Source organism: Pseudomonas sp. Ost2, from assembly GCF_018326065.1.
GTDB classification, from domain to species: Bacteria; Pseudomonadota; Gammaproteobacteria; order Pseudomonadales; family Pseudomonadaceae; genus Aquipseudomonas; species Aquipseudomonas gingeri.
The window spans coordinates 3,621,933-3,635,924 of the sequence record NZ_AP021904.1; the positions used below are offsets into that span (position 1 = coordinate 3,621,933).

General features: G+C 60.5%; 13 protein-coding genes. 5 read left to right on the forward strand and 8 right to left on the reverse strand.

Annotated elements, in window-relative coordinates:
* The first annotated feature begins 56 nt into the window (after nt 1–56).
* Together KI243_RS15965 and KI243_RS15970 are read left to right on the forward strand one after the other, a co-directional pair.
* Nucleotides 57–692 carry a TetR/AcrR family transcriptional regulator gene (locus KI243_RS15965; RefSeq protein ID WP_017128362.1) on the forward strand — a complete coding sequence of 212 codons (636 nt, stop codon included), beginning with the start codon at nt 57–59 and terminating at the stop codon, nt 690–692.
* Between the two features lie 97 nt (nt 693–789).
* Entirely contained in the window at nt 790–999 is a 210-nt protein-coding gene (locus KI243_RS15970) for a hypothetical protein (protein ID WP_017128363.1), read from the forward strand.
* A 54-nt stretch (nt 1,000–1,053) separates the two neighbouring features.
* Here the strand turns inward: KI243_RS15970 and KI243_RS15975 are convergent, their stop codons facing one another.
* A complete protein-coding gene (locus tag KI243_RS15975; RefSeq protein WP_017128364.1) occupies nt 1,054–1,908 on the reverse strand; it encodes an alpha/beta fold hydrolase in 855 nt (284 codons plus the stop codon).
* Between the two features lie 199 nt (nt 1,909–2,107).
* Here KI243_RS15975 and KI243_RS15980 point away from each other — a divergent pair, with 199 nt between their 5' ends.
* Nucleotides 2,108–2,341 carry a hypothetical protein gene (locus KI243_RS15980; RefSeq protein WP_146049187.1) on the forward strand — a complete coding sequence of 78 codons (234 nt, stop codon included), beginning with the start codon at nt 2,108–2,110 and terminating at the stop codon, nt 2,339–2,341.
* A gap of 537 nt (nt 2,342–2,878) precedes the next feature.
* The gene (locus KI243_RS15985) at nt 2,879–3,139 is read left to right on the forward strand and encodes a hypothetical protein (RefSeq protein WP_212811147.1); all 261 of its coding nucleotides are present in this window, start codon (nt 2,879–2,881) and stop codon (nt 3,137–3,139) included.
* Nucleotides 3,140–3,147: 8 nt separating this feature from the next.
* On the opposite strand, the gene KI243_RS15990 is transcribed toward KI243_RS15985, so the two are convergent.
* The 5 genes from KI243_RS15990 to KI243_RS16010 all read right to left on the reverse strand — a co-directional run bounded on the left by KI243_RS15990 (nt 3,148) and on the right by KI243_RS16010 (nt 10,035).
* Nucleotides 3,148–3,945, reverse strand: a complete 798-nt coding sequence (locus KI243_RS15990; RefSeq protein ID WP_103032850.1) for a hypothetical protein — start codon at nt 3,943–3,945, stop codon at nt 3,148–3,150.
* A 72-nt stretch (nt 3,946–4,017) separates the two neighbouring features.
* Complete coding sequence (locus tag KI243_RS15995; protein WP_244861876.1) at nt 4,018–5,181, reverse strand: MFS transporter; 1,164 nt, start codon at nt 5,179–5,181, stop codon at nt 4,018–4,020.
* A 7-nt stretch (nt 5,182–5,188) separates the two neighbouring features.
* Nucleotides 5,189–5,995 carry a hypothetical protein gene (locus tag KI243_RS16000; RefSeq protein WP_212811148.1) on the reverse strand — a complete coding sequence of 269 codons (807 nt, stop codon included), beginning with the start codon at nt 5,993–5,995 and terminating at the stop codon, nt 5,189–5,191.
* Nucleotides 5,996–6,007: 12 nt separating this feature from the next.
* On the reverse strand, nt 6,008–7,447 hold the full coding sequence (locus KI243_RS16005; protein ID WP_177107506.1) for a radical SAM protein: 1,440 nt from the start codon (nt 7,445–7,447) through the stop codon (nt 6,008–6,010).
* On the reverse strand, nt 7,447–10,035 hold the full coding sequence (locus KI243_RS16010) for a glycosyltransferase (protein ID WP_244861877.1): 2,589 nt from the start codon (nt 10,033–10,035) through the stop codon (nt 7,447–7,449). The genes KI243_RS16005 and KI243_RS16010 overlap by 1 nt, the downstream gene beginning before the upstream one ends.
* A gap of 686 nt (nt 10,036–10,721) precedes the next feature.
* Between KI243_RS16010 and KI243_RS16015 the strand changes: the two genes are divergently transcribed.
* Nucleotides 10,722–11,342: a class I SAM-dependent methyltransferase gene (locus tag KI243_RS16015; RefSeq protein ID WP_212811149.1), complete on the forward strand. Its 621-nt coding sequence runs from the start codon at nt 10,722–10,724 to the stop codon at nt 11,340–11,342.
* 25 nt (nt 11,343–11,367) lie between these two features.
* Here the strand turns inward: KI243_RS16015 and KI243_RS16020 are convergent, their stop codons facing one another.
* Nucleotides 11,368–12,933, reverse strand: coding sequence for a DHA2 family efflux MFS transporter permease subunit (locus KI243_RS16020; protein ID WP_212811150.1), 1,566 nt, complete (start codon nt 12,931–12,933; stop codon nt 11,368–11,370).
* Entirely contained in the window at nt 12,930–13,982 is a 1,053-nt protein-coding gene (locus KI243_RS16025) for an efflux RND transporter periplasmic adaptor subunit (protein WP_017128376.1), read from the reverse strand. The genes KI243_RS16020 and KI243_RS16025 overlap by 4 nt, the downstream gene beginning before the upstream one ends.
* Nucleotides 13,983–13,992: the final 10 nt, after the last annotated feature.

The window sequence follows — 13,992 nt, forward strand, 5'->3', positions numbered from 1 at the left end:
ATCGGGCTGGGACGGCCATCCGGCTGTTCCAGCCCGACACGCTCATGGACTCTGGCATGATGGTCGTCATGCTTCCGCTGACTCATCCCGATGGGTACACTCTTCCCTTCAGTCTTTATTGGATCTACGGGACCACCATGCGCTACCCCGCTGAAGAAACAGCAGAAAAGCACCGGAGGATTTTGCAGCAGGCATCGATCCTGTTTCGCGAACGGGGGTTTTCTGGTGTCAGCCTCAGTGAAATCATGAAGGCCACGGGGCTGACCCATGGCGCGTTCTATAACCACTTCGAGTCAAAGGACGATCTGATCGCGAAGAGTTTGTGTGACGCCTCAGCCAGAACCCTTGCCCCGCTGCAAGCCGCGCAAGAGTCGACTGAGCTCATGCAGCATTACATCCAGGAGTATCTGAGCGAGGCGCATCGCGACGACATGGGCAATGGTTGCCTGATGGCCGCTCTGGGATCGGAAATTGCCAAAGAGCCGTTGGTTCGCCCTACCTTCACTCGCCATATCAAGCGTGTTCTCGAGAGTATGACGCTGCCCTTCGCCAAGGCGAAAAAGCGCCACGCCCGTCGCCAGGCCATTCATCAGGTTTCCAGCATGGTGGGGGCCATCATCCTGGCCCGCGCGGTGGACGATCCGGAGTTGGCCGAAGAAATCCTGCGTGAGGTCCGTACGGCGCTCAGTTGATTGGGCGCTGTCTTCAACGGATTGGAGCATAAGCTCTAAAGCTCGCCGGAAAACAGTCGATAGCCTGGATTCAACCCTCACTCATGGAAGCAGTGACATGCAAATCACCAACAGCCCCCTGCCCATCCTGAACACTGACGGCAATCGGTCGCCGATTACGCTCCCCCCTTCCAGCACCCCGCCGCCACCTTTGACCGATGCCCAGAAAGAAGCACTGCAAAAGCTGCGGGACCAATTGAAGAATCCGGTGACTCCACCGGTAGTGGAAACCCCGAAAAAAACCTCGCTGATCGACGAAGTCGTCTAAAGCGTTGCACCCGGCGGACACGGCTGCGCTATCGCCGGTCCGCCCCCCTGTTCGTCAGCCGGGCATGCCTGCCGCCAGTTTGGCGCCCTTCAGGAATCGATCGATCAGCGGATTGACCTCCGTCGGATTCTCCAGCGCCGCCAGGTGCGCGGTTCGTTCAATCACGACAAATTCAGCGCCCGGAATGGCTTGTGCCATGGCTCGGGTTTCGCTGACGGCGAATGTACGATCTTCTCTCCCCGCCACCACCAGAACCGGCGATGTGACGGCTGCCATGAGTGTGCGCTGATCCGGTCGATCGGGAACCACGCTGGCGACCGCCCAGGCGATCGAGTCGACATCGCACTGACTCAATGCCTGGTGGATCTGGCTGATGACCTGCGGCCGTTGCTTCTCACTGGTGGGACCGACAAACGCCCGCGTTGCAACGCCGACCATGACGCCGCGAAATCCGCCCAACAGCCGGATCACCCGAGCCAGCAACGGAAACTCCAGGCGATGCCGCCAGCCCGCCGCTGATGCGGTGCAGTTCATCAATATAACGGCACCGACTCTGCCGGGGTGCATTGCCGCAAGCGTGCCTCCGATCATGCCGCCCCACGAGTTGCCGACGAAATGGGCTTTCGCGATGCCCAGGCCGTCGAGCACCTGGACAACGCTCTGCGCGCATTCGGCGAAGGTGAAGGCCCGCGTCAGCTTTTCACTGTCACCGTGGCCCGGCGGGTCGATCAGGATGACCCGATGGCTCTGGCTGAAGTGGTGCACCTGGGCCATCCACATACGGCCGCTCATCAGCAGGCTGGACCAGAACACGATCGCCTCGCCCTGCCCGACACTGCGTACCCGCAAGCGACCGAGGCATGTGGGGATGTCTTGAGCCTGAAGATCTTCATACGCAATCAGTGGCATAGAGTGCTCATCAATGGACGGTCATTGGAGGCTCAGCCTATACCCGTCTGGCCGAGGGCAGCGTTATCGGGTGCTATCACCAGGAGTGATGCTTTCCAGGGGCCTGCTGGCACGTTCGCGGGAGCCTGTCTAACCTCTCTCCAGGGAAGCCGGCGCGCAGGCGTGGCTCAGCGTAATACAACCGGGAAGAGGCTTGACCGTGAGCAAACAAGACACCGCTTTCTGCAGTCTCCTGAATGAAATCGCCCAGGGCAAAAACGAGATCAGGGAACCCGCCGAAGTCGATACGCTGGAACAGTTGATCAGCTTCGACTACGCGCAAGCCGTAGCCCATGTGGGAACTCAGCAGTTGGCCTACAGCGATGTGCGAATGACGGCGATGGGCAGTGCCTTTCTGAGTGTATGCAATGCCGCGCAGCATCCCGTCAGATAGATATTCAAAGAGATGTCAGCCCCGACAAGGGGCTATGCAGTTGTTTCAGCCAGCAAACAGGCAAAAGTCCCACAGATATGTCGGATGAGTCTCGTTTTTGACAGTCATTGATTCCTATAGCGTTTGTTCCTTGAGGCTGCAAAACAAGCAGCGTGGCCTATCGACTACCAAGGAAACCCATATGGATATTGAGCGGTATCGCTACCAGGGACATTGGGGCATTGTGTTTCATGTCAACCGCTTTATCGTTCACCCCGTGGACCACATACATCTGCACAACTTGTATTTCTGTGAAGCGCGTACCGCTCAGTATGAAGTGACACGCTTGGTCGTCCGATCCCTAAGCGCACAAGCGCTCACCATCTGAAGGCAGGCGCTTTTTTTGCGCCCGCATATTCTTATGGCGGCTGTGCGTGGGACACCTTCGGGTGTGCCGGAACTTAGGGATCGGTCGGCCAACCCGCGTACAGTTGCCACCCTTACATTCGCTTGGCCGCGAATGGTGGCAGCCTCCCTAAGTGTCAAGGAGCGTCACCCATGGACTACATTCCTCTCGATTCATCCAAGCCCACTGAACACACTGTCCTCTTCATTGACCGACAGGCCCCACTGCCTGATTTGCTGGCCTGTGCCGCCCAACGCATTACGTCTGCACGGGATATGCTGGACAGTGTGTCGTGCATGAGCAGCCATCACTCGGATGGGATAGATCTGATGCGCATTTCCGGTGTGGCTGCGTTATTGCTGCAGGATGGTTGTGATGTGTTGCGTGTCGTTGAGCAACGTATGAGAGCCTGACGCCCCCGTCAGCTGCCACTGCCGGCGATAGTAATGTAATCGGTATAGACCTGCGGCGCTCCGGAGAAAGACGCCAACTGCCGCCACTCCTCGTACATGCGCTCGCTCTCCGGGTGCTCGCGGACAAATGTCAGGGCCTTGTCCGTCGACACATCCAGTTCGGGGTGGAAGGAGTTCAGCGACTCCAGGCTTTCGATTTCCAGCATCACCGCATATTGGTCGAGACGGTTGCCGCCCTGCCCCTTGAGCATATGAAACTTCCAGCCCGGATAATCTTCCACGCGATGGATATTGCGGGTGATGAAGTCCTCGAAGGTTTGCGCGCTCACGCCGGAACGCAGGGCCAGGTTGTGGATGCCCACCACGCGCGCCACGGGCTTGCGGCCCGCGCCGGCCTGGTAGTTCGGACCCTCCGCCAGCGAGCTGTTGGTATTCTCGGCCAGCAGTGAATAGGTGGAGAAAATGGTCGGCAGCTCGGCGAAGGTGGAAAAGGTTTTCCACTCGGCAATCAGGGCCTGCACCTGCGGATGTTCCTGCCAGAAGTCCCGTGCATGGGCGGTCTGGTCGCCGTTGCGGTCGATGTAGTGGGCGTACTGCTGCGCGCTGGGCGCTTCGAACAGCATCAGGTACTGGTTTTCCCTCTCGCCGCGCAAGCCTTTGAGCAAGGTCCAGCGCCAACCCGGATAGGCCGGGATGCCCACGCCGCGTTCGCGTACGAAGTTTTCGAAGTGTGCGGCCGTGACGCCTTTCTTCAGGTTCAGGCCGATGTAGTGCAGGCTGAAAACCGGACCGGATAATTGACTCATAAGCACTCCATTGAATGATAACGTCGGGACGGAACAAAGGGGGCTGGCCGTGGGGCCGACCCCGTCAGGGCCTTAGCGGGTAAGGCGCCGGGCGCTGCAACAGACCAGCAGCATGATCACCACCGCCGCGCTGAACGCCGTGCTCAGGCTCGAGTGGTGGGCGACAAAGCCGATCAGCGCCGGGCCGCTCAACAGGCCCGTGTAGCCGACCAGGGTGACTGCCGACAGCGCGAAGCTCGATGGCACCTCGGGCCGGTTACCGGCCGCGGTGAACAGGATCGGGACGATATTGGACAGGCCGATACCGGTCAGGATGAATCCGGCAAGGGCGATGCCCGGCAGGTCGACCAGGACGATCAGCAGCAACCCGGCCGCCGCGCACGCGCTGCCGAGCATCAGCATGCGCTGGCGACCGCAGGCGTTGACCAGGCGGTCGCCGTACAAGCGGCCCAGTGCGACGGCGATGGAGTAAAGGGTGTAGCCAAAACCGGCATGACTCTTTTCCATGCTGCGTTCGGTGTGCAGGAACACGGCCGACCAGTCCAGCATCGCGCCCTCGACCATGAAGATGAAAAAGCACAGCAGCGCAATCAACAGGATTGCGGGATGCGCGAGCGCCTGCAGCGGGCCGCCGGACTCGGCGCTTTCCTGGGGGCGCCTGGCCAGCAGATGAGCCGAAGCCTGCGTCACCACCAGCGCGATCAGCACCGCGACCAGCGAAATCGCCTGCAATGGCCCAAGCCCCGCCCACAACAACAGGCTGACGCCCCCTGCCCCGGCGACACTGCCGATGCTGTAGAAACCGTGAAACCCCGACATCCGCGCCTGTCCGCTGTCGCGCTCGACAATCACCGCCTGGGCGTTCATCGACACGTCCAGCAGGCCGTTCACCGCGCCAAAGACCAGCAAGGCGCCGCCAATCGCCACGGCGGAAGTGGCGTACATCATGAACGGCAGGATCAGGCAGAACACGGCTGCGCAGGCCAGGATCAGCGTGCGACAACCGAGCCTGGCGATGGCCCGGCCGGCAAACGGCATCACCAGCATCGAGCCCGCGGCAATGCAGAACAGCAGCAGGCCCAGGGTGCCGTCATCGATGGCCAGGCGGGATTTGACGAATGGAATCAGCGGCGCCCAGGACGCCATGCCCAGCCCGGCCACGAAAAAGATGCCGCGCGTGGCCTGTTGCTGACGCAGGTTCGCAACGCGCTGCGGGTGCAGTACATGGGTATTCACAGGCCGGTCACCTCTGGCTTTGCGCCACCGACAGATAGTCGGTGTAGATCTGCGGCGAACCGGAGAACGAGGCCAGTTGCTTCCATTCCTCGTACATCTGCTTGGTGTCGCGGTGGGCCCGGGCGAATTTCGCCGCCTCATCGGTGGCGATATCCAGCTCCGGGTAGAACACATCGAGCGCCGCCAGGCTGGCGATCTCCATCATCACCACGTACTGGTCCAGGCGATTGCCGCGCTCGCCCTTGAGCAGATGGAATTTCCAGTCGGGGTAATCCTCGATGCGATGGTGGTTGCGGGCAATGAATGTCTCGAAGGTTTCGGCGCGGACATCCGGGCGTAGCGCGAGATTGTGGATGCCGATCACCCGCGCCACCGGCTCCCCGCCCTCCCGCTCCTGGTAACGCGGGCCATGGGGCACGGTGCTCTTGCTGTTCTGCGCCAGGAGCTGGTAGTCGGTGTACAGGGTCGGCAGTTCACTGAAGGTGCCGTAGCGTTTCCATTCGCCAAGGATGTCCGCCGCCTCGGGATGCTCGCGCCAGAATTGCCGGGCCAGTTCGGTCTTGTTGCCGTCCGCGGCCTGGTAGCGATCGCGCTGCTCGGCGCTAGCGATCTCGAAGAGCATCAGGTACTGCCCTGCCCGCTCGCCCCGCAAGCCGCGCAACAGGGTCCAGCTCCAGCCCGGATAGCTGGGAATGTGCACGCCTTTGTGACGCACGAAGGTTTCGAACTGCTGCGCCGTTACCCCGGCTTCGGTATCGATCGCGATGTAGTACAGGCTGAAGACCGGCGCGGATGAAGTGGCTTGCTGTTCCATCGGTGGCCCTCCTCAGGCTTGCGGCGTGACGAACTGGGTATTGATCACGGCTTCGACCAGCGTCACGCCGTTGGGAGTCAGGCTGACCCGCTCGCCGTCGACGGTGACCAGCCCTTTCTCCACCAGGGTGTCGAGCGTGCGGCTGATGATCGGGTTCTCGAACAGGCTGCGGCCCTCGAAACGCTGGCGGAACACCTGGTCATCCACCGGGACCAGCGTCGACAGCGCCATCTTGAACGCGTTGACTTCCCGCTGCAGCGGCGAGACGCCACGGCTGGCGTCGATGGGCAGGCGGTCCTCGTCGAGGGCCTGCTTGTACTTGTTGTAGCCGGTGATATTGATGGCTTCGGCGCGGGTGCATTTCGAGCTGCCGCCGAGGCCTATCGCGACTTCCGGGTACTGCTTGTCGAGGTCGGTGATCAGCCCCTTCCATTTCTCCGGCTGGCGATGGTTCTGGTGGAAGTACATGGTCGGATGTTCGCCGTAGCCGGCCGACAGGTACTGCTCGACCAGTTCGCGCATCTGGTACTGCTTGCCCAGCCCGGGGAAGGTCATGTCGTTGATACTGATCAGGCCCTTGCGCTGCCAATGGCTCTGTTTCTCCCCGGAAACCCCGGTGCGGCTTTTCATGAACTCTTCCATGTGCAGTTTGGCGATGACCACATGGGAAAGCTCCAGCTCCAGGGTCTTTTCCATGTCGTATTTCACATCGTCGACAGTCTGGCCGAGCATGCCGTAGATCAGGTCGACGCTGACCCAGTCGAGGCCGATTTCCCGGGCGTGATGGATGGTTTCCTCGCACTCGTCGGCAGAATGCATGCGCCCGCAGGCCGAGATGATGCGGTCATTGAAGGACTGGGTGCCGAAGCTGATCTTGGTGAAACCCAGTTCCTTCAACAGGTGCAGGTAGGGTTTGTTGAGGGTGCCCGGCTCCCCTTCGAAGCGCATGGTGGCCGCCGAGAAGTTGAAGTGGCTGTGATAGAACGCCATCAGGCGGCGCAGTTCCGGCTCCGGCAACAGCGACGGCGTGCCGCCGAAGATATTGAATTCGCCGACCTCGGCCTGGGCCAGGCTGGGGACTTTCTGCAGCCACATCGTGGCTTCCTTGATGTTGTAGTCCACCAGTTCGCGGAACACCACCTGGGACGAGGCGGCCTTGGGATTGAGGATCACCGTCGGGTACTGGCAGAAGTGGCAGCGGTAGCGACAGGTGGGAATATAGGCCCACAGGTGGATCTGCCTGGCCTCGGCGATTTCACGGTCCATGTCGGCGAAAAAGGACGGCAGCGGATAATCGGCGATATCGCCGGGAAACACATGGCAGCCGAACGGATCGTTGAACACATAGTCCAGGAAGGCGCTGTTGTCCGGGCGCGCGAGGAAGTCGTAGACCCGTGGTACCGGATAGTTCGGGTCGATATCGTTGAGTGAACCCAAGGCTTCGTTGTTCATCAGAATACCCCTCCATTGGCAAAGTAGTTGTGGGCGGCACCGGACTCGCGGTCCTCGGCGAAGTAGTAGACAAAGCGCTCGAAATCCTCGGGCTTGACCGTGTCGAAACACTTCGGCAAGGGCGGCGGGAAGCCGATGTCCTCGCCAACGGCGCGCCGCAGGGCACTGAAGATTTCCTCGCGGAATTCGAAATACAGGCGATAGGACGGGGTCTTGTAGGCGTGGATCGGCTTGAAGTCGATCACCCGCGACTGATGCTTGATCTCATGGATGCGCTGGTACATGCGATCCGCCACCGGCCCGCCGAAGAACTCGCGGACCGCCGGGTTTTCCATGAGGATCTGCGGGTTGAGCAGCGCTGGCAGCACGATGTTCTTGGGCACGTAGTCCTTGATCGAATACTCCCAGGCCTGCCGTGACTGCTCGGGCGTGGTGTCGCGCAGCGTCGGGATCTGTTCCTCCACGTCCGGACGCACATCCTTCATGATGATGATCCCGTCCTGGCCGTAGGCGTTGCCGGTGATCACTTCGTCGAGGATGGTATCCACCCGCCGGCTGTTGATCTCGATCCGCGATTCGTGGGCGTAGACCGGCTTGCCACCCCAGGCGATCACCCGGATGCCGAAATCCCAGTCGTCGGAGAGGTGCTCGACAAAGCGGTCATTGTCCAGCTGGTAGAAGATCTCGATGCCGCCGACCCTGTCGTAGAGCGTGCGCTCGACGGCAAAGCCCTTGCCGTCCGGGAAACCGCCAAACAGTGAAAACGACACCTCGCGACAGCGCAGGGTCTTCTGGATTTCGTTGAGCAGGTTCGGGCGTTTGTCGAAGGAGGCTTCGTTGTAATAGTAATTGCAGGTGCCCAGATCGCCGTTTTCCTCCAGCATCCGGGTAATCAGGGCGTGCAGCCAATACGGGTCCACGGTGCAGTCGGCATCGGCGGAAGCGATGTAATGCCTGCTTTCGACACCCAGGCGGATGTCGCGTTGTTTCGAGCGCACGGAGGCGTAATCCATGCCACGCTTCCTGGCGGACGAAACGCCCTGGATGCGTTCCTGGATAACGTGGATATCCAGGGACGGATTGTCGGCCTTGAAACGATTGATCTTTTCCACGGAGTCATCTGTCGAGTTGTTATCGACAATAATCAGCTCGTAGGTGGAATGGGTAATCAGTTCACCCTGTGTTTTCTGATTGAACAGGGAGTCCAGCACACTGTCGATACGATCACTTTCGTTATACAGCGGCAGTACCACCGAAACAAAAACGGCATCACGCATAATTCCTCCGGAAGAACTCAAGTCAAGCATGCCCATTACATTGTTGGAGAGCACCCGCTGGCCAATGGAAAAGTTTTTGCGAGCCACTTGTTCCATCAGTGCCTTGTTGTTTAACAGTCGGTAGACATCATTGATGAAGTCGTCATCGGGCAACCCATCGCGATCTTCCGAGATCGCCATGATCGGCGCTTCAAATCCATGCTGGCCGTACACCTCCTGATAATATTCATAGTTGCTGGCGATATAGCAGCGCTGGCTGCTGATCGCTTCCCCTACCGGATTTCCGTAACTGTCGTAACCCCAGGAAGTGAGAAAGGAAACCAGGTCGCAGGAGTAATACAGGTCTTCAATGGTCGTGGTGTTGTCATTCGACGGCATATAGTCATGGGACAACGAACCAACAAACTTGATAAACGGCTCGATTTGCAATTCCTTGACCATTGCATTCAAGGCTGCAAAGTAGTCGGGGTGCTCGTCGGGATCGCCCGCCACCGCGAGATAGACTTTTCGGCGGCTGCCGTTTTGCGCAAACAACTGGTTCAGCCGGTAAACCAGGTAGATGTCCCGGTCCTGGCGCTTTTGCGGAATGATGCGGGTGGTGCGGGCAATCAGGATATCGCTGTCGCGGATATCCAGGCTCTCCTTGATGTTGGTGTAGCGGCCCTGGCCGCTGAAGTCGTAGGTGTTCTTGCGCACCTGGACCTCGACCTCATGGTCACACCATGCCTCGAGCTTGCGCTTGAGGTGGTTGTTGAGGGTGACGTAGCTGATATAGCGCGACTGCACCGGCTTGATGGCGTGGGGATAAGGCTCCGGACCGTATTTCATCACGGTCTTTTCGCTGCTCCACATCAGGTCATGATCGCGCCAGATGACAAAACTGCCCATGTCGTGCTTGTCGCCATAGGCCTCGATGGCCAGGTACAGGGCCTGGGTGTAGATGATGTTTTCCGGGAGGGTGGCGTTTTCAACGATCACATAACGGATATCCAGCTTCTCCCAGAGCTCGACAATCCGTCGGGCCAGCACCTGTGACGACTCGCGAATGGCGCTCAGCAGGCGTTGTTTTTCCTCCGGGGAAGCCGCGGTCTTTTGTCCGATCAGCACGGCGTGGGAGTGTTCTATGAAATCGACCGTGTAATGGGGAACGCTATCGATGGCGTCGACACGAACCAGGGTGAAAATATCCTGGTAGATGCCTTTTTCATAATCGTATGGTTTGTTGAAGTTGCCTTTGTCGATCTTGATGTCATAACCAAGGTCAAGATAGGAAGTCACTTCGTTACGCAGCAGGGTTTTGGCGAGTTTCAAGGCTTCGACTGTAATACCGGATACCGCAACAGCATCAAATGATATAAATATGGCTCCAGCAGGCATGGCAGATCCCTCAACCAATATTGATATGTTGATTCTCACGCACTCAGAACGGCTAGCTTCAAATCAGGTACGGACGTGGAGACGCATCAAGTTGTTCACTCAATGACATCTAAATGCCATCGGCCTTCTCCAGAAGTTTATCGCAGGCAGATACCTGCCCGCCTCGGGCATTGGCGTTAATACAGGGAGAAACTCAACTCAGCGGATGTGACAACATCGCTCGACAGTCGGGTCTTTTCGGCTCAGGCGCAGACGTACGGATAGTTCATCAGGGCTCATGCTCTTTATCCTTTGCGGGATCTTGTTTTGAAGAGCTTTGTAGGCAACATTTCGTAATAAACCTACTCGTCTGTACGAGTTAAATCAACCGTCCAGTCGACATATTTTGAAATTTTTTAATCATGGCAAAATGCCCTTTGTTTAACCCCGATCTTGAGCCTGGCGACCTATGGGGTGAGTGGGCTTGGCAAACCCTGCCCCTACAGGTTACGTGGCGTTTTCAGGATTCCGGTTCCCTGGCTGATCGACATCAGAGCCGGCCCGCTCAGCGCAAGATGATTGACGCTCGCAAACTCACGTAATAGTTTAAGTTACGTCAAATGCCAGATAGCCGAACCGCCATGACCGAATTCTGGGAAAACGCCTTTACCGAAAACCAGCTGATGTGGGGCTTCGAGCCGACCGCGTCGGCCCTCCTCGCCAGGGACAGCTTCGTGCGCGCCGGCGTCAGGGATGTGTTGATCCCCGGCATCGGCTACGGCCGGAACGCCGGGGTGTTTCTTGACCGGGGCATGTCCGTCACCGGCATCGAGATCTCCGATACGGCCATCGCCCTCGCCCGCTCGCAACTGGGCCTGCAGATTCCCATTCACCAGGGCTCGGTCACCGACATGCCGTACGACAGTCGGCAGTACGACGGCATCTTCTGTTACGGGTTGATCTATCTGCTCGATGTTGCCGGGCGCGCCAAGCTGCTGCGGGACTGCTACCGACAACTGGCAGCGGGCGGACAGATGATTTTCACCGTGATCTCGAAGAAGGCGCCGATGTACGGCCAGGGCCGGCTGTTGGCAGAGGACTGCTACGAAAGAGCGCCCGGACTGCCGATGTTTTTCTACGACGCCGCGTCGGTCGAGCGCGAGTTCGGTGCCTACGGGCTGGCAGGGTTCGGCGAAATCGACGAGCCGGCAGGCGCTGGCAGCCTGCCGTTTATCCATGTGGCCTGCCGCAAGGGCGACTGAGCCGGCCCGTCGCCCTCCTCCAGGCTCAATGGGCGTCTGCCGATGGCTGTTTCGGCGACTGGACCTTGCGCATCAGCGGCACCAGCGCCGTCGCGAAGACAAAGCAGACCATGATCACCAGGAAGGCATCGGCGTAGGTCAGCGTCTGCGCTTCGCGCCAGGTCAGCGCCCACAGTTGGCGCAAGGCGATCTGGCTGGCATCGAGGCTGTTCTGGCCCAGCACCTGGGCGTTGTCGCTCAACTGTTCGAGCCAGAGGTTCATGCTTTCATTGCGAATGTTCAGGTGTTCCGCCAGGCGCAGGAAATGCAGGTTGGTGCGGTCGTTGAGTACCGTGGCACAGGCCGCGATACCAATGGCCCCGCCCAGGTTGCGCATCAGGTTGAACAGCCCCGAGGCGAGTTTCAGCCGGGCCGGCGCCAGGGCGCCCAGGGTCAGGGTCACGGTCGGGGCCACCGTCAGCTGTTGGGCAAACCCGCGTATCGCCTGCGGCAGCAACAGCTCCTTGGCGCCCCAGTCATGGGTGATCGGCGCAAAGTTCCACATCGACAGGCCGAACAGGGCCAAGCCGATCATCAGGATCCAGCGCAGGTCGATGCGGTTGGCCAGGAAGGCGTACACCGGAATTGCCAGCAGTTGGAAGATGCCCGTGGAAAACACCGCCAGGCCGATGTCGAACGCGCCGTAGCCGCGCACCCGGCCGAGAAACAGCGGCGTCAGGTAGATGGTGGCGAAGATGCCGATGCCGGTAATGAACGAGAACAGGCAACCCAGGGCGAAGTTGCGATCGCCCAGGGCACGCAGGTCGACAATCGGTTCCTCGATCTCCAGGCAGCGCCAGATGAACAGCGCCCCGCTCACCGCGGCCACCCAGGCGGTGGTGGTGATGGTGCTGTCACTGAACCAGTTCCAGCGCGGTCCCTCCTCCAGGGTGTATTCCAGGCAGCCGAGGAACACCGCCATCAGCACGATGCCGATGTAGTCGGCGCCCTTGAGCAGCGCCGGATTCGGCTTGTCGACCTTGACCAGCATCGGCACGGCCAGGGTGACGAACAGGCCGGGCACCAGGTTGATGTAGAACAGCCAGTGCCAGGAGGATATATCGGTGATCAGGCCGCCCACCGCCGGGCCGAGGGTCGGGGCCAGCGAGGCGATCGCGCCGATGGTCGAGGCGGCGATGATCCGCTGCTTGCCGCTGAAGTAGATAAAGGCCGTGGTGAACACCAGCGGAATCATCGAACCGCCCAGGAAACCCTGCAATGCCCGAAAGGCGATCATGCTCTGGATATTCCAGGCCATGGCACACAACAGGCTGGTCAGGGTGAAGCCCGCGGCGGACGCGGCGAACAGCCAGCGGGTGCTCATGACCCGCGACAGCCAGCCCGACAGCGGGATGACGATGATCTCCGCGATCAGGTAGGCTGTCTGCACCCAGGCGGTGTCGTCCGCGCCGGCCGAAAGGCCGCCGCCGATGTCCTTCAACGAGGCGGAAACGATCTGGATGTCGATCAGCGCGATGAACATGCCGACACACATGCAGGCGAAGGCCGCGACCTTCTGCCGGGTGGTCAGCGTCGGCAGCTCGCTGCTCATGGCCGGCCGGCCTGGGCAACGGCGGCCATCGGCTCGGGCTTGTCGCGGGTATTCACTTCGGTCATGACCGACAGGCCGGGGCGCAAGGCGCCGAAGTCGGCATCCTCGCCATCCAGACGAATCCGCACCGGCACGCGCTGGACGATCTTGGTGAAGTTGCCGGTGGCGTTCTCCGGCGGCAGCACACTGAATTGTGCGCCGGTGGCCGGCGCCAGGCTGTCGATATGGCCGTGGAATTCCCGGCCCGGCAGGATATCGGCCTTGACGCTGACCGCCTGGCCGACCTGCATGCGGGCCAACTGGTCTTCCTTGAAGTTGGCGTCGACCCACAGGCCATGGGCCGGGACCACCGAGATCAACTGGCTGCCGGCGGCGGCATAGGCCCCGACCTTGGCCCGGCGGTTGCCGACATAACCGTCCACCGGGGCGCGCAACTCGGTGTAGCCCAGGTTCAATCGCGCCTGGTCGCGTTCGGCCTGGGCCTGTTCGAGCATGGCCTGGGCCTGTTGCCGCTGGGTATCGATCACCGCCAGTTGCCGACGGGCCGCCAGCAACCCCGCCTGGGCGTGGGACCGTTCGGCCTGGGCGGTCTTCCAGGTGGCGTCGGCGCGCTGGGCGCTTTCGACGGAAACCGCCTGGCTGCGCACCAGGGTCTGGTAGCGCGCATGATCGTCATGGGCCCGCTGGGCTTCGGCCTCGCTGGCATCGATCTGCGAGCCGGCCTGGCTGATCAGCGCCTGCTGCAATTGCTCGGTGGCCGCCAGGTTGGCCAGGCTCGCCCGTTGTGCGGCCACGGCACCCTCGGCCTTGGCCAGCGCGGTGCGATAGTCACGGACATCGATCCGCGCCAGCAGGTCGCCGGCCTTGACGAACTGGTTGTCGACCACCGCCACCTCGGTGATATAGCCCGGCACCTTGGCGCTGATCACCGTGACCTCGGCACCGATATAAGCATCGTCGGTGTCTTCGATAAACCGCCCGGCCAACCACCAGTGACTGCCGTAGGCCGCCGCGCCGGCGACGGCCAGGGCGAGCACGGCCAGGCGCACGAGCTTTTTC